This window comes from Xanthomonas citri pv. citri (assembly GCF_000961215.1).
Classification (GTDB): Bacteria; Pseudomonadota; Gammaproteobacteria; order Xanthomonadales; family Xanthomonadaceae; genus Xanthomonas; species Xanthomonas cissicola.
Window position 1 is genome coordinate 2640408 of record NZ_CP008998.1, and the last position, 25490, is coordinate 2665897.

Consider the following 25490-nt stretch of genomic DNA (forward strand, 5'->3'; position numbering starts at 1 on the left):
TCCTGCTGTAAACACCCTTCTGCCATTCGGCGATCACGGCGATGAGGTCCGTGCAGGGAGCGGTAGGGAGCGGGTCCAGGAAGTCCCGGCTCGGCAAGCCTCGCGGGGCTGCGGGACGCACGACGGCTTACGCTCCGGATCGCGGGGGATAGATCTTCTTGGAGCCGTCGCACCTCTTCCCAGCTCTTCTGGCGACGAGATGGATCTCGCATTGACTCCAGAATTGCTGGACCTCGAAGGATGGGCACCGTTGGAGTGCGTCGGTGATCTCCGAATAACCCCAAGCCTGTCCCTCGGGCGGGCGCACCGTCACTCGCGAGGGCAGGTGGCCTCCCCTGCGCATGACCAAATAGCCCCCAGCCGGGAGTTCAAAGCGTTGTGTCGATGCGGGACTTCTGCGATCCGAGTTCATCAACTTCACATGGTCGCGCAGCCTTTTGGCCAAACGGCAAATTTCCTTGAACGTCTCTTCGTTCCACAGGTTGCTCGTACGCCGGTTGATGGCCTCGATCGGCGTCTCTCCCGGATTCGGCTGCGCGGGATACCTCGCCTCCAACGTGACAGCGTTCTTCAGAAAACTCAGAAGATCCCGGGGCGCCACTGCTTCATCGATCTCCAGGTCGCTCGCCAAGCGCACGTAGTCGTGGCCGTACTGCCTGACATCCACATCCAGCAGCGCTTTCTCGCAGCCCACCAGCCACTTGGCCAGGCCCGCCTTGAGGTACATCTCGACGGCGTAGCCCATGAGAAGCACCGATGCGCGGGGATTTCCGGTCAGCGCCATCCACTCGGCATGTCGCAACATCGAGGGCCTGTCCACCCGGATTCGCCGCTTCTGCCGCAGCCACCGAGCCCAGATCGAACGCGCAGCGGCTTCCTGCCCCTCCCCCTCCTGCAGCCAGGCTTTCGCATCGCTGCTGTCCAGGCCGTTTCCGCCGGGCCGCTTGAACTCCGGTACCGATGCTTGATCCATTGCTTCGACCTGCATGCTCCTGGGCTCTCGATCTTCGCAGATCATTGCTGCACCGAGAACGCATGCACTCTACCCATGGGGCCGAGTATTTACGGCGGCTTGGTTCGGTCAGGAACCAGCCATCCGTCCCGAGAGCGCCGAAGGCTGAGGCCAGCGATCTCTAGGTTGCAAGCAGCTCACCGATCCAGGAACAGCGATCGCTTCATTGCTTGCATTGCGGCTGCGGGTACCGGCACGCAGGCGCGCACACGCACCAGGAGATCAGCGTCGCGCTACGGGAAACCGATCCTCGGGCGAGATCACTGGCAATCCCATGCGCCATTCTTCAGGGCGCAGGACCGCCCTGTCGGGCCGATGATGCTGGAAGGTCCGGACCGCTTGTAGAGCGCGCCTGCGGTGTCGTAGCAGAAGCCGGTGTCGCAGTGCGTGATCGTCACGGCCTGCGGCGCGACGACAGTGGGTGGCTCCTGCATCAACGGGGTGTTCGTGCCGCAACTGGCATTGACATGGGCGATGGCCGCGTTGGCACGCATGCGTTTTTCGTCCTGACCAATCGTGCGGATGCTCGTGACGAATTCCAGTTCCTTCTGCGCGGCGCGGCAGGCAGGCGAGTCGGATGCCGCGGTCGGCGGTCCGCCTTGGGCCACGGCCAACGGTGCCTCGTTGCGCTGCGACTGCGAGCCGCGCGCCCCCGATTCTTGCGGAGGCTGGATGGCGCTTTCGGCGGGGCGTGCGGCACGCACCCGGTTGGGTTCGGCGTCGCCCTGGCTGCGTTGGCGCTCCAACGTTTGTCCTGCCTGGTTCGCAGGACACGGCAAATCGGAATAGGCCATCTTGCCGGAAGCGTCGGTGCACCGGTGGACCTGCGCGTACGCCGGGGACGCACCGAGAGCGCACGCGGCAGCGATGGCGAGTGCCAAGAAAGGAGGCGTCATGTGTCGTTCCCCAAGAGTCATCAGGATCAACCCATTCAACGCGAGGACCGCACGGGCGGTTGGCTACCATACCGCCCACATTGCAACAGGGTATTACGGCCTTGTTGAACGTCCTGCTCCGCTCCAGCGCGGAGTCCATCTGCCAGACACCTCCGTCGATGTTGCATCCGGGCTGCTGTAGCACGCGCTACGCAGCCCGGTCGGGAATCACGGCATGTACCGGATGGTGAGCAGGCCGCCGGAGGAAAAGCATCCCGCCCTCTGCCCCACGATGACCCATCCCTCGGGGATCGGCGCCACGTTGCAGATGTCCATCGTGCCCCGTTCCGGCAAGGCCTTTTCGATGTACCAGTAGGCGTAGCCCGGCAATGCGCAGCCCTGCCTGACGTAGGTTGCAACCCATCCCTTGGGCATCTCGAAAGCCGGAACGTTGCACACCGAAAACGGCCCCGAACTCGGCCCCGCGTACTGGATCTGGTAGTACGGAACCCCAGCGACGCATCCGCCCTGGACCGACGTCACGCCCCACCCCTTCGGAATGGCGGTCACGGCGCACATCGCCATCGTGGGATAGCGATCCGGATCGACGCGGCGGATCTCGTAGAGACCGAAGCCGGTGCCACAGCCCGGTCGGATCGATACCACCACCCAGCCGTCGGGGATCGGAACGTTCGCGCAGATCTCCATCCAGTCGGATGCAGCAGGACGCACGGATGCTGACGCCCGAACGGCATTCGATTCGGCACCTCTTCCCTCATTGAGGGTGGACGCCATGGCCGGGGGGATGGCCATCAGGAAGCACAGCGCGATACGTATTGCACGATTCATCGGGATACCTCTTTTTCTGGGCGCGGACGGGTCGTGCGAACGACGCGTTGGTTTCCAACGACATCCTTCGCTGTGCGGCTGCCGCGGGAATCGCACACTGTTCAAAGACGAACAGTCGCCCGACCTCCCCCCAGCGCATGTGCACGCATGCGCCATTCCAAGGACTGCATCACAGGGCTGCGCACGAGCGCGCCCCGCGGCAGCGGTCGGCGCTCGCCAGTGCCTCGATCCACTGCCTCTCTTCCCACCCACCGACATCCACCGCCTCGCGCACAAAGCGGTCGGCACGTCTTCCCCATTGAAAGCGGCGCCCTTCGATGGGCCTCGCCAGCATCGAGTCTCCCCACAGCCCAAGGAGATTCGACATGACCTCGCGTGCCACGGCCAGCCGCGCCGCGCCCTCGCGCCTTCCCCCGTCCGGCGTGCTGGCCGCGGCACTTCTCTGGGTGACGGCATCGGCGCATGCCGCCGATCCCGCGCTGGAGCGCGAACGGCTGGCGGGCGCGGTCCGCCTGCTCGCCCAGGTGGAACGCGTGGGCTTCATGCCGAATACCCGCGCCGAGGATTCCGCAGATTCAACGTCTTCCCGATACCACTTCGACTACGCGCGCCTGCGGGACGACGTGGGCCGCATGCAGGCGGGCATCGCCCAGTACCTGGCGCCGAGGCGCGCGCAGCCGCGCGATCCGTCGTCCCTGGCCGGCGACTACACGCGCGATCCCGGCGGTCAGTCGAAGACCCAAACCAAGACGCAGACGCGGGAGCGATCGCGATGACCGCGACCGCGGATCAGATCGCGGCGTTCCAGGCCAACGGCGGCTTCACGCCCTCGGCCGTCTCGAATGTTGTGCTGAGTTTCGTCTTCGCCGTGTTGCTGCTGTGGGGCGTGTGGGCGATGCGCGCCGCCTATTCCGGCTGGGCGGAGCAACGCCTCTCCCAACGCCAGTTCGCCGCGGTGATCGTGCGCTTCCTCGCGCTGTACCTCGTGCTCGCCTTCCTCCTGCTTTCCTGATGAACCGAGGATCTGCCATGACCGTCCCCAACCCCTTCGGCCGCGGCGCATGGCGCGCCGCGTGCATCGCGATCGCTACCGCGTTGCCGCCCGTCGTGTCTCCCGCCATCGCGGCCGGCCTGCCCACGATGGAAGACCCCTCCCGCGGCGCCGGCAAGGGCATCCTGCAGACGCTGCAGAACTACGGCTACGACATCGTGCTATTGGTCGCGCTGCTGGTCGTCGCCTCGATGTTCGTGGGCGTCTGCTACCACGCCTACACGCGTTATTCGGAAATCCACACCGGACGCGCGACCTGGGGCCAATTCGGCCTGACGGTGGCCGTGGGCGCGATGCTGCTGGTGGTGGGCATCTGGCTGCTCACCAAGGCCACGGCCATCCTGTAAGGCCATGCCGATGGCGCCCCAGGACACGGCACGCGACGGCCTCGTCGCATTCCTCCCGCACCGCCTCAACCGCCAGCCGGTGGTGGTGCGCGGGCTGACGGCCGACGAGCTCTGGGTCTGCGCCGGGCTGTCCGCCGCCGCCGGCCTGCTCGCAGGCCTGCCGCTGGCCTGGATCACGCGCAGCATCGCGATGATGCCCACGATGATCGTCCTGGGCGTCGCCGCGGGCGTGTTCGTCGGCGGCGGCCTCCTGCGCCGCAAGAAGCGCGGCCGGCCCGACATCTGGCTGTACCGGCAGATGCAGTGGCGCCTGGCCCTGCGTTTCCCGCACGGGACGGGACGGCCCGGCACCCATCGTCTGGTGACGCGCAGCGGGTACTGGACGACACGCCGCACGCGGCCGCGGGGCCGGCCATGAGTTGCCACCCATGAGCCGCTTCAAGAACGAAGTAGCGCATCTGCAGGCCCACGTCGCGACGCTGCGGCGGGTCGGGGCGGCGCTGTTCGCACTCGCGCTGCTGATGGGCCTGGGCTGGTGGAACGCGCCGCGCCACCTCACCATCCACGTACCGCCCGATCTGCGCTCGGGCAGCACCCGCAAGTGGTGGGACGTGCCGCCGGAGAGCGTATACGCCTTCACGCTCTACGTCTTTCAGCAGCTCAACCGCTGGCCGACGAATGGCGAGGAGGACTATCCGCGCAACCTGCGCGCCCTGTCGGCCTACCTCACGCCCTCCTGCCAGGCCCTGCTGCAGCAGGACTACGAGACGCGCCGCAACAACGGCGAGCTGCGACAGCGCGTGCGTGGCCTCTACGAGATTCCCGGCCGCGGCTACGGCGAAGACCCATCGACGCGCGTCAAGGTGCTGTCCGAGCGCGACTGGGTCGTCACCCTCGACGTCAGCGCCGACGAGTATTACGGCGGCGAGCAGGTCAAGCGGGCGTTGGTACGGTATCCGCTCAAGGTCGTGCGCCTCGATGTCGATGCAGAGCGCAACCCCTTCGGCCTGGCACTGGACTGCTACAGCGGCACGCCGCAGCGCATCTCCGCTCCCACGCCCTCTCCCGCGCCGACGACGCCCGCCACACCGGCCGATCCACCCGCGGCCTTGCCCGGAGCCACGCCATGAAGCGCACCCATCCCTCTACTCCCCTGTTGGCATTCGCTCTGTGGGCGACGCTCTGGCTGGGCGATACGCCCACGGCCCATGCGGTGCAGATCCTGCGCTGGGAACGCATGCCGCTCGCGGTACCTATGCGCGTGGGCGAAGAGCGCGTGGTCTTCATCGACCGCAACGTGCGCGTGGGCGTGCCCAACGCGATCGCCGATCGGCTGCGCGTGCAGAGCGCGGGCGGCGCGATCTACCTCAAGGCGAGCGAGGCAATAGAGCCCACGCGGCTGCAGCTGCAGGACGCCGACAGCGGCGCGCTGGTCCTGATCGACATCGCCGCCGAACCGGCCCAGGACGGCCAGGCGCCGCTGGCGCCGGTGCGCATCGCCTTCGGCGATGCGCCCGGGCCGCGCTATGGCGCGGGCGACCGGGCATCAGACACCGACACAGGTTACGACGGGCAACCCGCCGATGCGCTCTCGCCCGATGCATCCCAGCGCCTGCGCCACGAAACGCCGGTCGCCGTGGTGCTCACCCGCTATGCGGCGCAGAGCCTCTATGCGCCGCTGCGCACCGTGGAGTCCGCGCGCGGGGTGACCCCGGCGCGCCTGCGCCGCGGGCTCGATCTGGACACGCTCGCGCCCGCCCTGCCGGTGCGCGCGCAGGCGCTGGCCGCCTGGCGCCTGGACGACCAATGGGTGACCGCGATCCGCCTGACCAACACCTCGCCGCGCTGGGTGGACCTCGACCCGCGCATGCTCATCGGCGATTTCGTTGCGGCCACGTTCCAGCACCCGGGACTGGGACCGGCGGGCGATGCGACCGACACCACCGTGCTCTATCTGGTGACGCGCGGCCGCGGACTGGGCGAGGCGCTGCTGCCGCGCATCAGCCGCATCGACGAGGCGCGGAACCTGCCGGCGCCCGCGACCGAGCACTCGACCGAGCCCGCGCCCGTTCCAGCGGTCGCACCGCAGCCGCCTTCGGGAGCCCCCCATGAAAAGTAACGGCCTGCTCAAGTGGCTGATGATTCCCGTGGCAGCGCTGCTGGTCTTTCTTGGCATCCACCTCACGTCCGGACGCTCGGACCAGTCCGCCGCGGGCGGAGGCACCGCCCAGCTCACACCCGAGGAAATGAAGGCGCTCGGCATCGACGGCGACACGCCGCGCGACACCGTGGCGACGCTGGTCGCGCAAGTGAAGCAGCTGCGCGGCGAATTGCAAACGGCCATGGGCGACAACAAGAACCAGCGCGCGGAGAATGAGCGACTTCGCCAGCGCGACAGCTCCATCGACCAGCGCATCCAGTCCGCGCTCGACGGCGAGCGCGGCCGCCTGCTGCAGGAACGCGAGCAGGCGGTCGGTGACAAGCAGCAGACGCAGGGCATGCTGCAGGAACTGCAGCACAAGCTCGACCAACTCGGCGGCAAGGGCGGCTCCACCGACCTGCCGGTCGGCCTCGGCCTGGAGGAAGGCGACGGCAAGGGCTTCGGTGCCCAGGGCGCCCCGGGCGTCCGCTGGGTGGAGCCCGACGATGCGCGTCCCGACGCCGGCAAGGGCCCTGCGGGGGCTTCGGGAAAGGGGGAACGATTTCCGATGCGGTTCGGGCCGGCCGATGGTGGCACTCCCGGCGGCGGCTCCGTATCGGCACCCGAATCCAAGGCCGGCGCGGAGCCTAAGCCCGCCAAGCCGGTCTTCACGGTCCCCACGAATGCGACGCTCATGGGGTCGGTGGCGATGACGGCTCTGATCGGCCGCGTGCCCATCGACGGCACGGTGAACGACCCCTACCCGTTCAAGGTGCTCATCGGCCCCGACAACCTCACGGCCAACGGCATCGATCTGCCGGAAGTAGCGGGCGCCGTGGTGAGCGGCACGGCCTCCGGCGACTGGACGCTCTCTTGCGTGCGCGGCCAGATCCGCTCGGTCACCTTCGTGTTCCGCGACGGCACCATCCGCACGGTCCCCGACGAGAAGGGCCAGGGCGGCACCAGCGGCAACCGTGGCAACGCGGGCAACGGCACTGCCGCCGATGGACAGGGCCCGATCCTTGGGGGCCTCGGCTGGATCAGCGATCCGCACGGCATCCCCTGCGTGAGCGGGGAGCGGCGCAGCAACGCGCAGCAGTACCTGGGCTCGCAAGCGCTCATCACGGCCGCCGGGGCGGGCGCGGCTTCGCTCATCAAGAGCGACAGCGGCAGCGTTGCGGTGGTGAGCAACGGCAACGGCTCGCTGGGCACCGTGGGCATCTCCGGCAACGAGGCCATGGGCCGCATTTTGGCCGGTGGCGTGCAGGAGATGTCGCAGTGGGTGAACAAGCTCTACGGCCAGGCCTTCGCCGCGGTGTACGTGCCGCCCGGCGCCCAGGTCGCCGTCCACCTCGAACAACCCTTGCAGATCGACCACGACGCCCAGGGCCGCAAGGTCCGCCACGCTACCGGAGGAAGCCATGCGATCGACCTGGACTGAGCGCCGCGCGCCCTTGTACGTGTTTTGCGTGCTTCGCGCTCTTCGCGTCCCGCACGGTCTTCGTGCCCTGCTCGCCAGCCTCGCCCTGCTCCTGGCGGGTTGCGCCACGCACAAGGACGACCTGCTGTCGCACGGCGACCGCACGATGCGCGACATCTGGGACCAGGAGACCGGCGGCGCCAGCGGGCCTGGCTCCCCGGTCGCGGGCGCGGCGGCACGCCAGCTGCTGGACGCGCGGCAGGTGCTGCGCCGCCCCCTCACCGCGGCGGACGTGCAGGCCATGCCCGCGGACAACGCGGCCTACACCCGCACGGCGCAAAACGAGATCTACCGCCAGTTCCGCCGGCTGCCCAATCCCGATCTCGTCATGTACGTTTTTCCGCACCTCGCGGGCACCGATCCCGTGCCCGTCCCGGGCTACAGCACGGTTTTCCCGCTGTACCAGCGCGTGCAGTACGCGATGCCCGGCGAACGCGTGGAGGACTACTGATGCCGCGGCCGCCGCGCTGGCGCTGGTCCGAACGCGCGGCGGGGGCGCTGCAGCGCCTGCGCAGCGGCGTCGCGGGGGCCAGGCAGACCTCCACCGGGCCTGCCGACCCCGCCTCTCCAGACGCCCCAGATGCCCCGGATGCCCCGGATGCCTGGGCCGCCCACATTGCCCGGCTTGCCGAGCACGGCATTCGCGCGCCCGGCGCCCACGCACGCCCCGCGGATTCGCCGCGTGCCACCGAGGACGACGAGCGTGCGCTCTACGGCGTATCGCCGTCCTTCGTGGACATGCTGCCCTGGGCGGAGTTCCTGCCCGGGTCGCGCAGCATGCTGCTGGACGACGGCGTGTCCGTCGCCGCGTTCTACGAGCTCGTGCCGATCGGCACGGAGGGCCGCGAGATGGCATGGCTGTGGCGGGCCCGCGACGCGCTGGAGAACGCGCTGCAGGACGCGTTCGACGAACTGGACGACCAGCCCTGGGTGGTGCAGCTCTACGCGCAGGACGAAGCCAGTTGGGACCGCTACCTGCGGGGACTGGACGCCTATGTGCAGCCGCGTGCGCGCGGCACGGCTTTCACGGCTTTCTACCAGCGCTTCTTCGCGCACCACCTGCGCGCGATCGCCAAACCCGGCGGCTTGTTCGAGGACAGCGCCGTGACGCGCCTGCCCTGGCGCGGGCAGGCGCGCCGCGTGCGCATGGTGGTCTATCGGCGCATTCCCGCTGGCGCCACCCGGCGCCGCGGCCTGTCGCCAGAGCAGGCGCTGGCCACGGTCTGCGATCGCCTGCAGGGCGGTCTCGCGAACGCGGGCGTGCGCGCCGAGCGCCTCGGCGCGGCCGACGTCCATGCCTGGCTGCTGCGCTGGTTCAACCCGTGCCCGACACTGCTCGGCGACACCGCCCTGGACCGGGAACGCTTCTACGAGCTGACGCGCTATCCGGAAGCAACCGAGGCAACCGAACAAGTCGAGGAAGGCGAGATCGAACTCGCGAGCGGCACAGATTTCGCGCAACGCCTTTTTTTCGGCGCGCCGCGCTCCGACGTCGCGCATGGGCTTTGGTGGTTCGACGGCATGCCGCACCGCGCGGTGGTGATGGACCGCCTGCGCAACGCGCCGGGCACGGGGCACCTGACCGGTGAGACGCGCAAGGGTGATGCGATCAACGCGCTCTTCGACCAAATGCCCGAGGACACGGTGATGTGCCTGACGCTGGTCGCGACGCCGCAGGACGTGCTCGAATCCCACCTCAACCATTTGGCCCGCAAGGCCGTGGGCGAGACCCTGGCGTCCGAGCAGACGCGCCGTGATGTGCAGGAAGCGCGCGGGCTGATCGGCAGCGCACACAAACTTTATCGCGGCGCCCTCGCCTTCTACCTGCGCGGCCGGGATCTGGAGCAGCTGGACGAGCGCGGCGTGCAACTCGCGAACGTGATGCTGGGCGCCGGCCTGCAGCCGGTGCGCGAGGACGACGAGGTGGCGCCCCTCAACACCTATCTGCGCTGGCTGCCCTGCGTGTTCGATCCGGCGAAGGACACGCGCCAGTGGTACACGCAGCTCATGTTCGTGCAGCATGCGGCCAACCTCGCGCCCGTCTGGGGACGCGGCCGGGGCACGGGCCATCCTGGCATCACGCTGTTCAACCGCGGAGGCGATGCGGTCACCTTCGATCCGCTCAACCGGCTGGACCGGCAGATGAACGCGCATCTGTTCCTGTTCGGCCCCACCGGCTCGGGCAAGAGCGCCACGCTCAACAACCTGCTCAACCAGGTGATGGCGATCTACCGGCCGCGTCTTTTCGTGGTCGAGGCGGGCAACTCCTTCGGGCTGTTCGGCGACTTCGCGGCGCGCCTTGGCCTCACGGTGAACCGCGTGCGGCTCGCCCCGGGCGCGGGCGTCAGCCTGGCCCCGTTCGCCGACGCGCGGCGCCTGGTGGACACGCCCAGCCAGGTCCGCACACTCGATGCCGATGCCCTCGACGAGGCACCGGAGTTACAAGGCGCCGCGCCGGAAGGCGACGAGCAGCGCGACGTGCTGGGCGAGCTGGAGATCACCGCCCGGCTGATGATCACCGGAGGCGAGGACAAGGAGGAAGCGCGCATGACGCGCGCGGACCGCAGCCTGATCCGCCAGTGCATCCTCGACGCCGCCCGCCAGTGCACTGCGGCCGGCCGCACCGTGCTCTCGCGCGACGTGCGCGATGCGCTGCGCGAGCGCGCGGGCGACCTCAACCTGCCGGACACCCGGCGCGCGCGCCTGCTGGAGATGGCGGACGCGATGGACATGTTCTGTCAGGGCGCGGACGGCGAGATGTTCGACCGCGCCGGCACGCCCTGGCCCGAGGCCGACATCACCATCGTGGACCTCGCCACCTTCGCCCGCGAGGGCTACAACGCGCAGCTGTCGGTAGCCTACATCTCCCTCATCAACACCGTGAACAACATCGCCGAGCGCGACCAGTTCCTCGGCAGGCCGATCATCAACGTGACCGACGAGGGCCACATCATCACGAAGAACCCGCTGCTCGCGCCCTACGTGGTGAAGATCACCAAGATGTGGCGCAAGCTCGGCGCCTGGTACTGGCTGGCCACCCAGAACCTCGACGACCTGCCCCGCGCCGCCGAGCCCATGCTCAACATGATCGAGTGGTGGATCTGCCTGTCGATGCCGCCCGACGAGGTGGAGAAGATCGCGCGGTTCCGCGAACTCAACGCCGCGCAGAAGGCGCTGATGCTGTCTGCCCGCAAAGAGGCAGGCAAGTTCACCGAGGGGGTCGTCCTCTCGAAGTCCATGGAACTGCTCTTCAGGGCGGTGCCGCCCAGCCTGTACCTCGCCATGGCGATGACCGAGCCCGAGGAGAAGGCCGAGCGCTTCGCGCTGATGCGGGAGCACGGCATCAGCGAACTGGATGCCGCGATCCTCGTCGCAGAGCGGATCGACCGCGCGCGCGGCATCGAGCCGCTGGCGCACCCTTCCCTGGACTGAAACGGAGACAGAACCATGCTTCGATTCACCCGGCATCTCGCCCGTTGGAGAGCGGCGTTCGCCACGACCCGTTGGTTCATCGCCGCCGCGGTCGTCCTGCTGGTCGCGGCGCTTTTACTCGCCATCTGGCCGAAGGAGACACAGGTACCGGCCGCGCCCGGCGACAGCGCGCAGCCCGCGCCGCCGTTGCTCCAGGGCCCACCCTGGACGCACGGCCGATCGGATGCGCGCTTCACGATCACGGTGTACGCCGACCTGGAATGCCCTTTCTGCCAGACCTACGTGCCCGAACTGGTGCGCTGGATCGACACCCATCCGGACGTCAACCTGCAGTGGCAACACCTGCCGCTCGCGATGCACGAGCCGGCCGCCAGCCGCGAGGCGCGACTGGCCGAGTGCGCGGGCGAGACGCAGGGCCATGCGGGCTTCTGGCAAGCCGTTGCGTGGATCTATTCGCACACCCAGGCCGAAGGCCGCGGCGTTCCCGCCGACGCCCGCTATCCCGGCGAGACACCTGCACTGCGGGCCTGCCTGGACAGCCCGCATTCGCTGGGCATCGTGCAGCGACAGGCGCAGCAAGCCCAGCGTGACGGGATCGGAGGTACTCCGACCCTGCGGCTGCGGGAGGGACGGACCGGCCGGACCATGGTCCTCAGCGGAGCCGTCTCCGCGGACGTACTGCTATCCGCGATCGATCTTCTTGCGTCGCAGGCGCCACTGCGCTGAGGTGGCCGGGACGTGCGAAGCGCTGGATTGCCGCCACCAGCATTTATTCCACCCATAAACGACGACCTCGATCCCATCGCGGTAATGCGCGCTGGACGCGATGAAATACGCGCCTACCACCACATGAGCGCGCCATGCTGCAGTTTCGTCAAATGGAAGTTTTCAGGGCAATGATGTTCACCGGCTCGGTCAAGGGCGCCGCATCGCTGATGCGCCTCTCGCCCTCAGCAGTCAGCCGCATGGTCGCCCAGTTGGAGTGCGACGTCGGCTATCCGCTCTTCGAGCGCGTGAAGGGACGGCTGGCGCCCACGGGCGAGGCGACCGCGCTGCTTCCCGAGGTGGAAGCCTGCTACCGGCATGCGCTGCAGCTATCCGAGTTGGCAGAGAACCTGCGGGTGGGCTCCGCGGGGACACTCAACATCTGCGCCAGCCATTGCCTGAGCCGAGGGCTCGTGCCCCGCGCGATCGCGCGCTTTCTCGCGCAATTCCCCAAGGTGCAGGTGCAGGTGCGCGCGAGCCTGCTCGCGGACATGCCTGGGGAGGTGCTGAGCAACCGCGCAGATCTGGCGGTGTCGGTGCTGCCGCTGCACCACGCAAACCTGCAGGTGACGCCCTTCACCGAGGGCCGCATGGTGTGCGTGGCTCCGCCCGGCCATGCCCTCGCCTCATTGCCGTCGGCGCAGTTCGAGGACATCGCGGCCTACCCGGTCATCACCCACCACCCGAGCATTCCGTTCGGACAACTGGTCACTGCGGCGTTCGAGCGTGCCCATGTCCACCTGCCCTCCCGCATCCACATCTACCACACGGATGTCGCCTGCGCCCTGGTGCGCGCTGGCACGGGCGTGGCGATCGTGGACGAGTTCACCGTCGATGGACTCGCCTGGGGCGGTGACCTCAGCGTCGTGCCGCTCGCGACCGGCATCGTGCTCACCCCGGCCGTGTTGCGCTCGATGCTTGCCGGCGGTCGTCCGCATGCCGATCAATTCGTTGCGGCACTGGAGGAAGAGGCACGGCGGGACCGCCGCGGAGGCGTGGCCGCAACGGCATGACGGGGCACCGCCGTTATTCCTCGGATAAACAGCCGTTCTGCCCCCCAGGCAGCACGGCATCGATTGACGAAACCGCAAGCGCCTCGGCGGATTTCGCAATCGCCAACGGCGCCCTCTGTTCCTAGCATCCGATCCATTGTTGTCGAGACAGGGAGCGGTACATGGACATCGGATTGGTCGGCATGGGAAACATCGGGCGTCATTTCGTGGCGCGGTGGCTGGCACAGGGGCATCGCGTCATCGTGCACGACACGCGGGCGCAAGCGCTGCAACAGGCAAAGGAGGCGGGAGCGACCACCGCGGCCGGCATGGCCGATGTGCTGGCGAACGCGGAGGTGATCGCCCTCAGCCTTCCGCTACCGTCGGTGGTGCTGGAGGTGGCCCGGACCCTTGCCGCGGCAGCCGCTGCGACCGAGATGCGGGACTCGCTGCTCGTCGTGGATCTGTCCACGACGGGCGCCCAAACCACCTCGGAGGTGGGCCATCTGCTGGAGCGCGCCGATGTGTCATTCCTGAGCGCGCCGGTGAGCGGCGGAACGGCGGCGGCCGCGCAAGGTGTGCTCACGGTGATGGCCGCGGGACCACTTGCGGCCTACGAGCGGGCAAGGCCCCTGCTCGATGCCGTGGGGCGCCATATCTTCTACCTGGGCGGGGATGTGCGGCTCGGCCAGACGCTCAAGCTGATCAACAACACCCTGTACGCCAGCGCGATGCTAGCGAGTTGCGAGGCGCTGGTGTGCGGCGCCAAGGCGGGACTCGACGCACGAACGATGCTTGACGTCATCAACCGCTCCAGCGGCCGGTGCTTCGCCACGATGGAGCGCCTGCACGGCGCGTTGGATCGGAGTTTCCCGGTCCGCTTCACCACCGAACTGCTGCGCAAGGACGTGCAACTCGGGCTCATGGCCGCGGACGAACTCGGTGTGCCCATGCACGTCGGCAAGGCAGCGCTGCAGTTGCTCGACCAGGCCGTCGCCGATGGCCTCGGCGAGGCGGACAACATCGCCGCGATCCAGTCTATCGAACGGCAGGCCGGCGCCGTGTTCGGAGCCGCGGCGCACTGATCGAGCACCCGCCGGCCGCTTTGCACTGCCGGCGGCGACAGCACAACAACCAACGACACCCGAGGAGAAACCATGAAACGAAGAATCATCGCATCGCTCATCGCCACCCTGCCCTTGCTGGCATCGGCGTTTCCGGACCGGCCGATCCGGCTGGTCGTGCCGCTGCCCGCGGGCAGCATCACGGACGTGGTGGCGCGCACGCTCGCGGAGAGCATGGCGAACCGCCTCAAGCAACCCATCGTCGTGGACAACCAGGCCGGTGGGAATGCCATCCCGGGCACGATGGCCGCGGTGCGGGCGACCCCCGATGGCTACACCTTGCTGATGGTCGGCGTCACCAACGGAGCAAGCAACCTCGCCACCGTGAAATCCCTGCCCTACGATCCCCGCAAGGATTTCGCGCCGGTGGGACAGATCGCCGAAGCACCGTTCATGCTGGTGTCCCGCAAATCCTTGCCCTTGACCCAGCTGAAGGATCTGATCGCCTACGGCAAGGCGCATCCCGACAAACTCTCCTACGGCAACGGGTCCGGCAGCATCCAGTTGTCCGCGGCACGGATGGTTTCCCAGGCGGGATTCACCGCGACCGCCGTGCCCTACAAAGGCGTGCCGCAGGCGATGACCGACCTCATCGGCGACACCATCGACTTTGCCGTCGTCGATCTGGTCAACGGACTGCAAGCCGCGCGCACGGGGCGTGTGGCGGCGCTGGGCGTCACCTCGGCCCATCGCACCCCGCTCGCGCCCGACCTCCCCACCCTCGCAGAGCAAGGTCTACGGGGGTACGACATTTCCGTGTGGTTCGGCATGGTGGCGCCAGCCAATACGCCTGCCGCCGTGATCGCGAAGGTCAACGCGGCACTGCGTGAAGCGCTTGCGGATCCGGCGATCAAGCAGCGCTTCGACCAGGCGGGGCTGACGCCCTCGCCGTCGTCGCCCGAGGCCTTCAGTCGGCTCATCGACAGCGACATCGCCAAGTGGACGACGATCGCTCGGGATGCCGGTATCGCGCCGCAATGAGTGGGGAGCACCCCCATGCTCAAGATCCGCAAGATCCTTCTCTCCATCGAACGCATCCACCATGAAGGCGGCCCGGCGCGCGCCATCCCCGTCACGATGGGATCGGTCGCGGCGCTGGTGCGCAACCCCTACGCGGGTCGCTATGTGGAAGACCTGTCCGAGATGGCGGCCGCTGCCCGGGAACTCGCCCGCTCGCTGGTGCCTGAACTGCTTGCCGCCCTGGGCGGGAAGGATAGGATCGAGGCCTACGGCAAAGGCGCCATCGTGGGCACCGAAGGGGAGCTGGAGCACGGTGCCGTCTGGCACGAGGCCGGCGGCTGGTCCATGCGCGAGGCGCTACCCCGCGCGAAGTCGCTCGTTCCCGCAGTGAAAGCGGTGGCCTGCGCCGGCACGCGGCTGCATGTCCCCATGCACCACATCGAGGCCTGCTACGTGCGCAGCCACTTCGCCGCGATGGAGGTGGGCGTGTCCGACGGGCCGCGCCCCGACGAACTGCTCTATGCGCTGGTGATGTCCACGGGCGCTCGCGTCCATGAGCGGCTGGGCGGCCTGCGCGCGGACCAGATCGCCGCGGGCGACGGCCAGCGCTGACGTCTCGCCCGGCGACTGTGCCGGGCATCCATTTCCCAGGACCGCATGCCCACGGGAGGCAGGAGCGGACTCGCACCCACCCCTGGCCTGGCAGCTCTCGTGCGGGCGACCGGAAGGAGACACGACGATGAACACCGACTCCGAAGTCCATGGGCTTCTGGCATCCGCCATGGCGCCGCTGGAGAAGACAGGCAGTTTCAAGGACCCGGCGACACGCCAGCAGATGCTGCACGTGGCCAAGGCGATGGAGGTGGTGCGCCAGACGCTGGAAACCCGCGCCCATGCCGTGGCCTTGTCCCGACTGCGCGTCCTGGGCGTCAGCGTGGTGCGGCTCGCCAAGCTCTCCGATCGGTTGAAGCGCGGCCCCTTGCTGGGACTGATCGTGGAGAAAGACCGCGCTGCGGCCCATTGGGCGGCCGGCATGCTAGGGCATGGCTGGCATGGCCTGTCCGCCACCTCCCGGGTCGCGTGCGGCATGGGAGTGCACCACGCCAGTTTCAGCGAAGCCGACGACGACCCGACGCTGCGCTGGATCGCGTCGGGAGAAGTGCCGCTCTACCTGCAGCGATCCTGGCAGGTGCTGGGCGGCGTGATCGACGCAGCACTGCTGCGGTCGTTGAGCGATCTGGCCCGGAGCATGCACGACCACCCCGGTTCGCGCAGCCCGGTCTTCGCCGGCGGCTACCGCGACACGGTGCACCAGCTGGACTGCATGGCGAGCGCCCTGCTGTCGCTCGATCTGCGCCTGCAGGAGTGCGCATGGATGCTGACACGGCTCTCGGACCGGCTCGACCCGCTGGCGCAACGGGTGCTTTCCGCGCTGGACACCCGCTACAGCGGCGCCCCGGGCGAAGCGCCCGCGGAGCACGTGTACGCGGAGTTCGACTCCGAACAGCAGGGCCGCATGCGGATGGGAGCAGGCGTGTTGCTGCAGCTGTCCAGGGCGCGGCTGCTGGACGACACGGGCGCGCTGTCCCTCCAGGGACACACCGCGGTGATCGAGGCACGCAGGCTGCTGCTGGGCGGCGCGCTGGCGCCCCCCTCCCGCCGCCCCGGCGCCATGCCCGTAATCGGAGTGCATGCTGGATCGGATTCCCGGTAGGCAACCGCGCGATCGGCCTCCATCCTGCGGCGCAGGCAGCGGGGACGTTTGCGTCTCCACTTCCCAGCACAGCCGCGGTCTTCGAGGCTGTGGCGCGGGCCACCGCGTCGATCGCTCCCGTCCGCACCGCATCCGACACCGCGGACGCCCAGCGCCCAGGCGCTGGAGGATGCACAACGTTTTCAACCCCAGGGGTCCATCCCCTCGGGGAGTTCCGGACCTCCTTCTCATCCACGCCGGAGGCACCATGGAACAACCTACATCCGATGTGCTGGCAAGCACCAGCACACCCGCCTTCTCCGTCCAGGAGAACCGTCTGATCTACCGCGCCATCGAGGTGCTGGAACGCAAATTGTTCCAGCGCGAAGCGTACATCCCTTCGCCTGAAGCCCTGTTCGATTACCTGCGTTTGAAGCTGGCCCGCGAGCCCAATGAAATCTTCGGCGCGGTCTTCCTCGACAACAAGCATCGGGTCATCGCGTTCGAGGCCCTGGCGCTCGGCACGATCAACCAGGCGATCGTCCACCCTCGCGTGGTCGTCAGACGCGCGATGGAATTGAACGCAGCCGCGGTGATCCTCGCGCACAACCATCCCTCGGGCGAGACCCAGGACAGCACAGCGGACCGGATGCTCACGGAACGACTGCGGAGCGCGCTCGACTTTGTGGACATCCGCGTGCTCGACCACGTGATCGTCGGGAAGGGCACGCCCTACTCTTTCGCCCAGGCGGGCTTGTTGTGATCCAGAGGCGCCCCGGCAACGGGGCGCGCTCTTACTCGAACAACACGGAGCGCCCCGCGTCCTGTTTTGCGATAGCGCCGGACAGGCGCATGCGTTCGACTCGCAGCCCACTGCATGCATCCGCATCGCGTCGGGAGTTTCTAACGTGCCGCTTCGCCTCCGCCCCACGGTCCTGCACACGGGCCGCCTCGCCACCGCGTTGGCAGGCCTGGCTTTGCAGCTCGCCACCACCGCGTTCGCCGCCGATGTTCAGGTGTTCACCGACCGTGCCCATCCGGTCGCCGCGGCCCCTGGCACGACCGTCGTTGAACTGGACGCCCCCGCACGCCTGATCGCCGAGCTCGGCGCGGACCTGCCGGCCGATCCCCGGCGCGCAGAATCCCTGCTGCGCCAGCGCCTGGCGTCTCCAAAGCAGCGGGACTTGCAATCGCGGATCGCCCAGGCGTACCAGCGCGTGGCCGACGCGTACCATCTGGGCGTCGCCAAGCTCCCCGCGGTGGTGGTCGATGGGCGTTACGTCGTCTATGGCGACGCGAACGTGGGGCGCGCCGTCGCCCGCATTGCCGGTCACCGGAATGCCCGGCCATGATGGGCCTGCGCAAACTCCGAGGGACCGTCGCCTGCGTTCTGCTGGCGAGCACCGGACCGTCCTTCGCGCTCAACACGGCGAGCATCGTGACCGCTGCCCTGTCGCCCGACTGCCTGGCCTATCGCATCGCGGGCATCTGCTACTGGCTCTACTGCACATCGAGCGGCTGCACCGTCCGCACGTCGGTCAAGGTACGGCACTACGTCCCGGATGCGGTCGTCTCCAGCTACAGCAACACCGGGGCCAACCCCTGGGTCGAAGTGCGCGCCATGAGTACGCCCAACCCCACCGCCCAGGCCGGCGGCGACGGCACGACGAACGAGGAGCATGAGAACAACCTTGCCAAGTTCAAAAACGCCGACGTGATCGGCCATCCGGCGGGCGCCGTTTTCAGCGCATTCGCCAGCCGCTCGGGATACACCTGCGAGGGGGCGGGAACGCCGTTCGTTCCCTACCTGCTCAGCACGTTCGACACGCTGGCCTGGCGGTACAACGTGCCGGAGGCGGCGTACCCCGAATCGCTCACGCCCGGCGTGCGGGAAATTGGCTCGCGGCTCACGGCCAACCTGTGGGGCAACGTCTATCCACGGGGTGGCTTCCTGCACCAGACCCACGACTACTGGAGCGGCGCCGTGGTTGCGCAACGGGCCGGGGACGTGGTGACGCGCACCGGGCAGCCCCACGTGTACCAGCCGCTGCTCGCGAGTTCCTATGCAGGCTATTGGCCCGCCGGGCCGCTGGTGGAGAGCAATCCCGATTCGGGCAAGTGGCAGGAGCTGACCCCTACCCTGTCGAGCCGCTGCGCGGTGTTTCCGCATTCCGGGCCCTTCGTGCAGGCGCAGCAGGGCGACTACGCCTGGGCGCTCTGGCGCCCGTACAGCTGCTGCCAGCGGCGCGGCCAGGTCTTCCTCGGCAGCGTGGATTTTTGACGGAGGCCCTGGATGAAAGACACCTCACACTCGCTGCGGCGTCGCCACACGCGTGCCCGCAGTATTGCCACGCTGGTCGTTCTGACGGCGCTCTGCACCACATCCACCGCACAGACACGCATCGACGAGGACGGCATCCGCTCGAGCGGCAGCGTCATCGGCAGCGATGTGCTCTACAGCATCGGCGGCGGCCGGGCGGTGTCGATGGGGCCTGCGGGGAACATGCAAAGCATCGGGGTCGGCGTGGGCTGGAACAGCAACCTGATCTGCGGCGACATGAGCATCACGACCACGCTGCGGAACCAGCTCAACGGGGTCACGAACGGCTTCCAGTCGATCATGAGCAACGTGATCCAGAGCGCCACCAGCGCCGTGGCCTCGCTGCCAGCGCTCATCATCCAGCGGGCCGATCCCGGCCTCTACAACCTGCTGACCAACGGCATCCTGCAGGCCCGTCTGGACTTCGACCGCTCCAAGATGACTTGCCGCGCGATCGCCGGGCGCATGGCGGACATGGCCGGTGGTCAGACCGGTTGGGATCAACTCGCGGAAGGCATGGCGCTCAAGCAGGCGGTTTCCAGCACAGACGCCGTCTCAGCGATCGAACGCGCCGAAGGCAACAAGGGCAACAGCGGCGTTCCCTGGGTGGGCGGTAGTAGTGCCGGCGGATCGGGCCAGTCGCCGATCAGGGTCGTGGGCGACGTGACGCGCGCCGGCTACAACCTGCTGAACGGACGCAATGCCACGGACACGTCCTCCATCGCCGCCAGCGCATGCAACGGACGCCTGACCTGCCAGACATGGTCCTCGCCCCAGGCCGCGGCCACCTGGGCGACCCGGGTGCTGGGCGAGCGCGAACAGCGCACGTGCCAGACGTGCACCAAGACCTTGACCACGCCCGGGGTGGGCCTCACGCCGCTGATCCAGGAAGAGTACGAGGTCAAGCTGAAAGCGCTGCAGGAACTCGTGACCGGTGCGAAGCCAACGACTGCGGCGAACCTGGACGCGGCCGGTAGCGCCTCCCTGCCGCTCACGCGCGCTGTGATCGAGGCGCTGCGCGACGAGCCCGACCAGGATCTGCTGGGCAAGCGGCTGGCGTCGGAGGTCGCGCTCGCCAGCGTGATGGAGAAGGCTCTGCTGCTGCAGCGCACGCTGCTGACTGGCCGGAAGGAACCCAACGTCGCCGCCAACGAACTGGCAACCAAGGCCGTGGACCAGGAAAGCGGCGCGCTGGAACAGGAGATCCAGAACCTCAAAACCGAGCTTGAGCTGCGGCGCGAACTCGCCGGCAACTCGCCGATGACCTTGATCCAGCGCTACAGCACGCGTGCAGCCGGCTCGCGCGGAATTTACCAGGGCGACCCTACCCGGGACCGCTTGCAGGAGATCCAGAAGCCGCGGAGCAACCCATGAACGCCGGCAGCCAATTCCGGCGCGTGCAGCATCTGGTGAACGTCTCCGGCGGCAAAGACTCCACCGCGACCTACTTGCTCGGCCTGGAGTCCGGGCGGGATTTTCGTGCGGTCTTCGCAGACACCGGCAACGAGCACGAACTCACCTACGAATTCGTGCGGCGGCTGCCGGAGCGCACGGGCGGCCCCGCGATCGAGTGGGTGAAGGCAGACTTCCGCGCAAGGATGGCGAAGCACAAGGCTTATGTACTGGAGCGGTGGCCGCAGATGGGCATCCCCGATGCACTCGTCCGCGAGGCTGCGGAACTGCACGAGCCCACAGGCAACCCCTTCCTCGACCTCTGCATCACCAAAGGGCGCTTTCCGTCGAGGATGGCTCAGTTTTGTACCTCCGAGTTGAAAGAACTGCCGATCACCGAACAGGTGGTGCTGCCGATGCTCCGGCGCGGCCCCGTCATCCAGTGGCTCGGGATCCGCGCCGAGGAAAGCCGGCACCGCGCCCGGCAGCCGCGCATCAACCGGCATGAATCCGGTTGTTATCTGTGGCGACCGATCTTCGACTGGAAATTGCAGGACGTTTGGAAGAAGCACGCCGACCACGGCATCGCTCCCAATCCGCTGTATGCCCTGGGCATGGGTCGGGTCGGCTGCATGCCCTGCATCCATGCCTGCAAGTCGGAGCTGCGTTCGATCGCCAAGCGTTTCCCGGGGCACATCGACCGCATCGAGCGCTGGGAGCGAGTCGTGGCCGCGGCCAACAAGCGCCATGCGGCGACGTTTTTTCCGGTGCGGAAGGATCCTACCGATGTGGATCGCCCAGGCCGATATTCCGGCATCCGGCACTTGGTCGAGTGGTGCCGCACGGCGCGAGGTGGCCGACAGTACGCGCTGTTCTTCGACGACCAGCCTGGAGGGGGCTGCTCGTCCGATCTCGCACTGTGCGAGCGGAGCAGCCTGTGACCAAGCCTGCTAAGCGCCGCGGCGCGATGTCGATCGTGCGATCAGTGGGTAGCGCGACCATCTGGATTGGCCTTTTGATCGCTTTGGCGGTCGCGATCAACGTGCTGGGGATTCGGGCTGTCGGCGGCGCCGCTGCCTGGGAGCAATGGCTTAGGGCGCACGCGGGCTTCTTCTTGGCTTGGCGCATCCTCCTGTACACGGTGGCCATTCTGTTCTGGCGACGCCTTAGTGTCCGGCTGCAGCAAGCTGGGGCGGGCGTGGAAGAGCTTGCTCGCATTCGCCGAGTGGAAATCGCGGCAGTGCTGGCTGTTCTTCTCCTCGAAGCGAGCAACCTCTGACAAACAGAAATACGGAGCTGGGCACCATCGCATTCTCATGGTGCCGGAGGTGCCCGAATAGCGGATGTACTTCTAGAACAACAGGGAACGCTTCGTATCCCGTTTCACGATGACTCTGAGCGCAAGCATGCGTTTGACTAATAGCCCAATGCACTCACCGCGTCGGAAGTTTTCAAGTGCTCCCCCTGAACAAGGCAGTGGAAGTGAAGAATGGAGCGCAAGAGAGAACTCAAATCCCTGGACACGCGGTGACCGCGGCTACGTCTGACTCAAACACCTGTTCGCGTGTGAATGAAGGAGGCGAAGGAATGCAGGCAGAGACAAGCAAGACACTCATCAACCGCAAAAAGCTCCTGGCGATGATTCCACTGTCTGAGCGCACGATTTTTAACATGGAGCAGCGTGGAGAGTTCCCACGTCGCATTGCACTCACCAGCCGAAATGTCGCCTGGGACTTGGCCGAAATCGAGGAATGGATCGAGACGCGCAGGTCATCCGGTACGCAGGCCATGCGACCTGGATTCAACTCTTCGGCCACCACCTGCGGCTCCGCCCCTTTAACGGATAAAAGCGCTGCGCTGCTCCGGCGACAATAGAACGAAGTCACGCATCGATGTACGGATAGCGTCCCAAAGTGCTCTCTTTGTTCAAGCACTCGGCCGCTTCATTGTCCATTCGTCGATCATGTTCGCCCAGTCCTGCAGCATAGCGGTGCGTTGCTCTCTGTACTCAGCCTTGTTGTAGACGGCCCTGACGCCTTTCTGCTCATGCGCCAGGCACTTCTCAATCCAGTCGGTGTTGTAGCCAGCCTCGTGCAATAGCGTGCTGGCCGTGCGCCGTAGGTCATGTGGCCCAAACTTGGGAAGCGACTTTCCTTCCTTTTGCGCCAGCCGATATGTGAGCGTCAATACTTGGTTGAGCGTGGCGCTGCTCATGGGTAGGTCTGAGTCATACCGCGACGGCAACACGTAGTCCGACCCGCCGGCAAAGGTTTTGAGGGCAATGAAAATGTCCAGCGCTTGGCGAGACAGAAATACCAAGTGCGGATTGCGTCGCTTCATTCGCTCCTTCGGGATCGTCCAAAGCGCGTCGCTGAAATTGATCTCGCTCCAGGTCGCGTTGGTCAGCTCGCTTTTGCGCACCATCGTCAGAAGCAGCAATTTGGCTGCTGCCCGGATGGATGGCGTCGTACCGATGCGCTCCATGTACTGATACATCAGGCCGATCTCATCGGGCGTCAGCGCACGGTCGCGCGGCTCGAACTTGGCGATGGTCGTTGGGCGCACCAGTTCTGCCGGGTTGGCGACCTTCTGGCCGCGTTCGATGGCCCAGCGATAGACCTGCGACATCACCTCACGTGCATGTACTGCGGTGGCCGGCGCGCCGCGCTCCACGATGGCATCGGTGAGCGCGCGCAAGTCCTCATGGGTGATCTCCACCAGCTTCTGATTGCCGAATTTCGGCTTTAACTCGCGCTCGTAGACCGAGCGGCGCATGTCTCGTGTGGAGTCAGCCATCTGGTAGCCGCGCAGCCACTTCTCCGACCATGCCCCAAAGGTCTCCGCATCCTTAACGCGTGCCTTGTCTCGCGCCTTCTCTTTGGCCGGCGACTTCCCGGCCGCGATCATCTTCTTGGCTTCCCCGAGCCGCTCTCGGGCTTCCGCAAGGGTAATTCCGCCAACACCGTAGCGGCCGAAAGTGATGGTCTCCTGCCGGCCATGGATCGAATAGTTATAGCGAAACGAGATCGCACCTGCAGGCGTGACGGCCACATAGAGGCCATCACGGTCGTTCTCCTTGTAGAGCCTATCCCTCGGCTTGAGGTTACGCAGCTTGGTATCGGTAAGCATGTTCTTCGCCCTCATTCGGCTCATATACCATGATCCAGATTCAGCCAAATTTTGCGCAAAAAATAAATGAAATCAAATACTTATGAAGATCTAGTACCATGATAGCCATGAAGATTGCCACATGGTATTGGCAGCATCTCATGGTATCTAAGCGCTCAATGCCATTCATCATGCCATGAAAAAATGGTGCTTGCAGATGCCAAAGATTGCCGGCGAGTGCCAGACGAAATCAAAAGAAAGCCCGCAGTTACGCGGGCTTAGCTGTGTTTCAGTGCTACTTGGTGCCAGTCGTTGCCAGACGTCGAATCACTCCCACTCGATCGTCGCCGGCGGCTTGCCGGAGATGTCGTAGACCACCCGCGAAACGCCGCGCAGTTCGTTGATGATGCGGTTGCTCACCGTGCCGAGGAAGTCGTACGGCAGGTGCGCCCAGTGCGCGGTCATGAAATCGATGGTTTCCACCGCGCGCAGTGCGATCACCCATTCGTAGGCGCGCGCGTCGCCGACCACGCCCACCGACTTGACCGGCAGGAACACCGCGAACGCCTGGCTGGTGGTGTCGTACAGGTCGGCCTTGCGCAGTTCGTCGATGAAGATCGCATCGGCCTTGGCCAGCAGCTCGGCGTACTCGCGCTTGACTTCGCCGAGGATGCGCACGCCCAGGCCAGGGCCCGGGAACGGATGGCGATACACCATGGTGCGCGGCAGGCCGAGCTCCACGCCCAGGCGCCGCACTTCGTCCTTGAACAGTTCGCGCAGCGGCTCGACCAGGCCCAGCTTCATATGCTCGGGCAGGCCGCCGACGTTATGGTGGCTCTTGATCACGTGCGCCTTGCCGGTCTTGCTGCCGGCCGACTCGATCACGTCCGGATAGATCGTGCCCTGCGCCAGCCACTTGGCATTGGCCAGCTTGTTGGATTCTTCGTCGAAGATCTCCACGAACAGGTTGCCGATGATCTTGCGCTTGGCTTCCGGGTCGCGCACGCCTTCCAGCTTGGCGAAATAGCGGTCGGCCGCGTTGACGCGGATCACCTTGACGCCCATGTGCTCGGCGAACATCGCCATCACCTGGTCGCCTTCCTGCCAACGCAGCAAGCCGGTATCGACGAACACACAAGTGAGCTTGTCGCCGATCGCCTTGTGCAGCAGCGCGGCAACCACCGACGAATCGACGCCGCCGGACAGCCCGAGAATCACTTCGTCGTCGCCCACCTGTTCGCGCACGCGCGCGATCTGGTCCTCGATGATGTTGGCCGCAGTCCACAGTGTCTGGCAGCCGCAGACATCCACCACGAAGCGACGCAGCAAGGTCTGGCCCTGCAAGGTATGCGTCACCTCCGGATGGAACTGCACGCCGTACCAGCGCTTGGCTTCGTTGGACATGGCCGCCACCGGGATGCGGTCGGTCGTGGCGGTAATGGTGAAGCCCGGCGGCACCTGCGACACGTGGTCGCCATGGCTCATCCATACATTCAGGCGCGAAGCGCCGGCATGGTCGGTGAGGCCAGCGAACAAGGCATCTGCCGCCACCACATCCACTTCGGCATGGCCGAATTCGCGCTGATCGGCGGCTTCGGTGGCACCACCCAACTGCGCGGCGAGCGTCTGCATGCCGTAGCAGATACCGAACACCGGCAGGCCGCTATCGAACACTTCCTGCGGCGCGACCGGTGCGCCAGGCAACGTGGTCGACTCCGGGCCGCCGGACAGGATGATGCCCTTGGCACCGAAACCGGCAATCTCCGACGGATCGTGATCCCATGCCCAGATCTCGCAATAGACCCCGATCTCGCGGATACGCCGCGCAATCAGCTGGGTGTACTGCGCGCCGAAATCGAGGATGAGGATCTTGTCGGTATGGATGTTGGTCATTGAGAGCCGGGAATCGAGAATCGGGATGAGGGAATCGCAACAGCAAACGCGGCGCCG

General features: G+C 66.8%; 28 protein-coding genes. 22 read left to right on the top strand and 6 right to left on the bottom strand.

Annotated features, from left to right (window positions below; genetic code table 11):
- Positions 1-127: 127 nt before the first annotated feature.
- The 4 genes from AMD14_RS11960 to AMD14_RS11975 form a co-directional block, all read right to left on the bottom strand.
- Positions 128-988 carry a HEPN domain-containing protein gene (locus tag AMD14_RS11960; protein WP_223293124.1) on the bottom strand — a complete coding sequence of 287 codons (861 nt, stop codon included), beginning with the start codon at positions 986-988 and terminating at the stop codon, positions 128-130.
- Positions 989-1272: 284 nt separating this feature from the next.
- Positions 1273-1893, bottom strand: a complete 621-nt coding sequence (locus AMD14_RS11965; RefSeq protein ID WP_158256333.1) for a DUF4124 domain-containing protein — start codon at positions 1891-1893, stop codon at positions 1273-1275.
- A gap of 222 nt (positions 1894-2115) precedes the next feature.
- Positions 2116-2736, bottom strand: a complete 621-nt coding sequence (locus AMD14_RS11970) for a hypothetical protein (RefSeq protein ID WP_015472072.1) — start codon at positions 2734-2736, stop codon at positions 2116-2118.
- Between the two features lie 169 nt (positions 2737-2905).
- Positions 2906-3103, bottom strand: a complete 198-nt coding sequence (locus AMD14_RS11975; RefSeq protein WP_015463256.1) for a hypothetical protein — start codon at positions 3101-3103, stop codon at positions 2906-2908.
- On the opposite strand from AMD14_RS11975, the gene AMD14_RS11980 reads away from it, so the two are divergent.
- From AMD14_RS11980 to AMD14_RS12085, 22 genes are all read left to right on the top strand, one after another.
- Positions 3102-3512 (top strand): integrative conjugative element protein, RAQPRD family, encoded by a 411-nt coding sequence (locus AMD14_RS11980; RefSeq protein WP_015463257.1) that lies wholly within the window; start codon positions 3102-3104, stop codon positions 3510-3512. The genes AMD14_RS11975 and AMD14_RS11980 overlap by 2 nt on opposite strands.
- Positions 3509-3748, top strand: coding sequence for a TIGR03758 family integrating conjugative element protein (locus AMD14_RS11985; RefSeq protein WP_015463258.1), 240 nt, complete (start codon positions 3509-3511; stop codon positions 3746-3748). Before AMD14_RS11980 ends, AMD14_RS11985 begins: the two co-directional genes overlap by 4 nt.
- 17 nt (positions 3749-3765) lie before the next feature.
- Positions 3766-4134: a TIGR03745 family integrating conjugative element membrane protein gene (locus AMD14_RS11990; protein ID WP_015463259.1), complete on the top strand. Its 369-nt coding sequence runs from the start codon at positions 3766-3768 to the stop codon at positions 4132-4134.
- A 10-nt stretch (positions 4135-4144) separates the two neighbouring features.
- Positions 4145-4552 (top strand): TIGR03750 family conjugal transfer protein, encoded by a 408-nt coding sequence (locus AMD14_RS11995; protein WP_015472074.1) that lies wholly within the window; start codon positions 4145-4147, stop codon positions 4550-4552.
- Between the two features lie 10 nt (positions 4553-4562).
- A complete protein-coding gene (locus AMD14_RS12000) occupies positions 4563-5264 on the top strand; it encodes a PFL_4703 family integrating conjugative element protein (protein WP_015463261.1) in 702 nt (233 codons plus the stop codon).
- Positions 5261-6253, top strand: coding sequence for a TIGR03749 family integrating conjugative element protein (locus AMD14_RS12005; protein WP_011051479.1), 993 nt, complete (start codon positions 5261-5263; stop codon positions 6251-6253). Before AMD14_RS12000 ends, AMD14_RS12005 begins: the two co-directional genes overlap by 4 nt.
- Entirely contained in the window at positions 6243-7715 is a 1473-nt protein-coding gene (locus AMD14_RS12010; protein ID WP_011051480.1) for a TIGR03752 family integrating conjugative element protein, read from the top strand. Before AMD14_RS12005 ends, AMD14_RS12010 begins: the two co-directional genes overlap by 11 nt.
- Entirely contained in the window at positions 7696-8205 is a 510-nt protein-coding gene (locus AMD14_RS12015) for a TIGR03751 family conjugal transfer lipoprotein (RefSeq protein ID WP_015463263.1), read from the top strand. The genes AMD14_RS12010 and AMD14_RS12015 overlap by 20 nt, the downstream gene beginning before the upstream one ends.
- On the top strand, positions 8205-11186 hold the full coding sequence (locus AMD14_RS12020) for a conjugative transfer ATPase (RefSeq protein ID WP_011051481.1): 2982 nt from the start codon (positions 8205-8207) through the stop codon (positions 11184-11186). The genes AMD14_RS12015 and AMD14_RS12020 overlap by 1 nt, the downstream gene beginning before the upstream one ends.
- Before the next feature lie 15 nt (positions 11187-11201).
- Positions 11202-11912, top strand: coding sequence for a DsbA family protein (locus AMD14_RS12025; protein ID WP_011051482.1), 711 nt, complete (start codon positions 11202-11204; stop codon positions 11910-11912).
- A gap of 134 nt (positions 11913-12046) precedes the next feature.
- Positions 12047-12964, top strand: a complete 918-nt coding sequence (locus AMD14_RS12030; RefSeq protein ID WP_011051483.1) for a LysR family transcriptional regulator — start codon at positions 12047-12049, stop codon at positions 12962-12964.
- A gap of 161 nt (positions 12965-13125) precedes the next feature.
- Complete coding sequence (locus tag AMD14_RS12035; protein ID WP_011051484.1) at positions 13126-14028, top strand: NAD(P)-dependent oxidoreductase; 903 nt, start codon at positions 13126-13128, stop codon at positions 14026-14028.
- A 72-nt stretch (positions 14029-14100) separates the two neighbouring features.
- Entirely contained in the window at positions 14101-15048 is a 948-nt protein-coding gene (locus AMD14_RS12040) for a Bug family tripartite tricarboxylate transporter substrate binding protein (RefSeq protein WP_011051485.1), read from the top strand.
- Between the two features lie 15 nt (positions 15049-15063).
- Positions 15064-15639 carry an amino acid synthesis family protein gene (locus AMD14_RS12045; protein WP_011051486.1) on the top strand — a complete coding sequence of 192 codons (576 nt, stop codon included), beginning with the start codon at positions 15064-15066 and terminating at the stop codon, positions 15637-15639.
- Between the two features lie 127 nt (positions 15640-15766).
- Positions 15767-16741, top strand: coding sequence for a hypothetical protein (locus AMD14_RS12050; RefSeq protein ID WP_011051487.1), 975 nt, complete (start codon positions 15767-15769; stop codon positions 16739-16741).
- Between the two features lie 247 nt (positions 16742-16988).
- Entirely contained in the window at positions 16989-17483 is a 495-nt protein-coding gene (radC, locus tag AMD14_RS12055; protein ID WP_011051488.1) for a RadC family protein, read from the top strand.
- 145 nt (positions 17484-17628) lie between these two features.
- Positions 17629-18072, top strand: coding sequence for a TIGR03757 family integrating conjugative element protein (locus AMD14_RS12060; protein WP_015463266.1), 444 nt, complete (start codon positions 17629-17631; stop codon positions 18070-18072).
- Positions 18069-19001, top strand: a complete 933-nt coding sequence (locus AMD14_RS12065) for a TIGR03756 family integrating conjugative element protein (RefSeq protein WP_011051490.1) — start codon at positions 18069-18071, stop codon at positions 18999-19001. The genes AMD14_RS12060 and AMD14_RS12065 overlap by 4 nt, the downstream gene beginning before the upstream one ends.
- 12 nt (positions 19002-19013) lie before the next feature.
- Entirely contained in the window at positions 19014-20414 is a 1401-nt protein-coding gene (locus AMD14_RS12070) for an integrating conjugative element protein (protein ID WP_015463268.1), read from the top strand.
- Positions 20411-21373, top strand: a complete 963-nt coding sequence (locus AMD14_RS12075) for a phosphoadenosine phosphosulfate reductase domain-containing protein (protein WP_011051492.1) — start codon at positions 20411-20413, stop codon at positions 21371-21373. Before AMD14_RS12070 ends, AMD14_RS12075 begins: the two co-directional genes overlap by 4 nt.
- Positions 21370-21711, top strand: coding sequence for a hypothetical protein (locus AMD14_RS12080; RefSeq protein WP_015463269.1), 342 nt, complete (start codon positions 21370-21372; stop codon positions 21709-21711). The genes AMD14_RS12075 and AMD14_RS12080 overlap by 4 nt, the downstream gene beginning before the upstream one ends.
- Positions 21712-22019: 308 nt before the next feature.
- Positions 22020-22307: a helix-turn-helix transcriptional regulator gene (locus AMD14_RS12085; protein ID WP_015472080.1), complete on the top strand. Its 288-nt coding sequence runs from the start codon at positions 22020-22022 to the stop codon at positions 22305-22307.
- A gap of 51 nt (positions 22308-22358) precedes the next feature.
- Here AMD14_RS12085 and AMD14_RS12090 read toward each other — a convergent pair whose 3' ends face one another.
- Together AMD14_RS12090 and guaA are read right to left on the bottom strand one after the other, a co-directional pair.
- Positions 22359-23561: a tyrosine-type recombinase/integrase gene (locus tag AMD14_RS12090; RefSeq protein ID WP_015463270.1), complete on the bottom strand. Its 1203-nt coding sequence runs from the start codon at positions 23559-23561 to the stop codon at positions 22359-22361.
- Positions 23562-23867: 306 nt separating this feature from the next.
- Complete coding sequence (gene guaA / locus AMD14_RS12095) at positions 23868-25433, bottom strand: glutamine-hydrolyzing GMP synthase (protein WP_011051494.1); 1566 nt, start codon at positions 25431-25433, stop codon at positions 23868-23870.
- Positions 25434-25490 lie beyond the last annotated feature (57 nt).

Coding starts and splice junctions, on each gene's coding strand:
- radC (WP_011051488.1), top strand. CDS start 16,989: ATGGAACAACCTACATCCGATGTGCTGGCAAGCACCAGCACACCCGCC.
- AMD14_RS11980 (WP_015463257.1), top strand. CDS start 3,102: ATGACCTCGCGTGCCACGGCCAGCCGCGCCGCGCCCTCGCGCCTTCCC.
- AMD14_RS12000 (WP_015463261.1), top strand. CDS start 4,563: ATGAGCCGCTTCAAGAACGAAGTAGCGCATCTGCAGGCCCACGTCGCG.
- AMD14_RS12070 (WP_015463268.1), top strand. CDS start 19,014: ATGAAAGACACCTCACACTCGCTGCGGCGTCGCCACACGCGTGCCCGC.
- AMD14_RS11960 (WP_223293124.1), bottom strand. CDS start 988: ATGCAGGTCGAAGCAATGGATCAAGCATCGGTACCGGAGTTCAAGCGG.
- AMD14_RS11995 (WP_015472074.1), top strand. CDS start 4,145: ATGGCGCCCCAGGACACGGCACGCGACGGCCTCGTCGCATTCCTCCCG.
- AMD14_RS11975 (WP_015463256.1), bottom strand. CDS start 3,103: ATGTCGAATCTCCTTGGGCTGTGGGGAGACTCGATGCTGGCGAGGCCC.
- AMD14_RS12010 (WP_011051480.1), top strand. CDS start 6,243: ATGAAAAGTAACGGCCTGCTCAAGTGGCTGATGATTCCCGTGGCAGCG.
- AMD14_RS12090 (WP_015463270.1), bottom strand. CDS start 23,561: ATGCTTACCGATACCAAGCTGCGTAACCTCAAGCCGAGGGATAGGCTC.
- AMD14_RS12050 (WP_011051487.1), top strand. CDS start 15,767: ATGAACACCGACTCCGAAGTCCATGGGCTTCTGGCATCCGCCATGGCG.
- AMD14_RS12040 (WP_011051485.1), top strand. CDS start 14,101: ATGAAACGAAGAATCATCGCATCGCTCATCGCCACCCTGCCCTTGCTG.
- AMD14_RS12065 (WP_011051490.1), top strand. CDS start 18,069: ATGATGGGCCTGCGCAAACTCCGAGGGACCGTCGCCTGCGTTCTGCTG.
- AMD14_RS12020 (WP_011051481.1), top strand. CDS start 8,205: ATGCCGCGGCCGCCGCGCTGGCGCTGGTCCGAACGCGCGGCGGGGGCG.
- AMD14_RS12075 (WP_011051492.1), top strand. CDS start 20,411: ATGAACGCCGGCAGCCAATTCCGGCGCGTGCAGCATCTGGTGAACGTC.
- AMD14_RS11990 (WP_015463259.1), top strand. CDS start 3,766: ATGACCGTCCCCAACCCCTTCGGCCGCGGCGCATGGCGCGCCGCGTGC.
- AMD14_RS12030 (WP_011051483.1), top strand. CDS start 12,047: ATGCTGCAGTTTCGTCAAATGGAAGTTTTCAGGGCAATGATGTTCACC.
- AMD14_RS12005 (WP_011051479.1), top strand. CDS start 5,261: ATGAAGCGCACCCATCCCTCTACTCCCCTGTTGGCATTCGCTCTGTGG.
- AMD14_RS12085 (WP_015472080.1), top strand. CDS start 22,020: ATGCAGGCAGAGACAAGCAAGACACTCATCAACCGCAAAAAGCTCCTG.
- AMD14_RS11985 (WP_015463258.1), top strand. CDS start 3,509: ATGACCGCGACCGCGGATCAGATCGCGGCGTTCCAGGCCAACGGCGGC.
- AMD14_RS12045 (WP_011051486.1), top strand. CDS start 15,064: ATGCTCAAGATCCGCAAGATCCTTCTCTCCATCGAACGCATCCACCAT.
- guaA (WP_011051494.1), bottom strand. CDS start 25,433: ATGACCAACATCCATACCGACAAGATCCTCATCCTCGATTTCGGCGCG.
- AMD14_RS12015 (WP_015463263.1), top strand. CDS start 7,696: ATGCGATCGACCTGGACTGAGCGCCGCGCGCCCTTGTACGTGTTTTGC.
- AMD14_RS12035 (WP_011051484.1), top strand. CDS start 13,126: ATGGACATCGGATTGGTCGGCATGGGAAACATCGGGCGTCATTTCGTG.
- AMD14_RS11970 (WP_015472072.1), bottom strand. CDS start 2,736: ATGAATCGTGCAATACGTATCGCGCTGTGCTTCCTGATGGCCATCCCC.
- AMD14_RS12025 (WP_011051482.1), top strand. CDS start 11,202: ATGCTTCGATTCACCCGGCATCTCGCCCGTTGGAGAGCGGCGTTCGCC.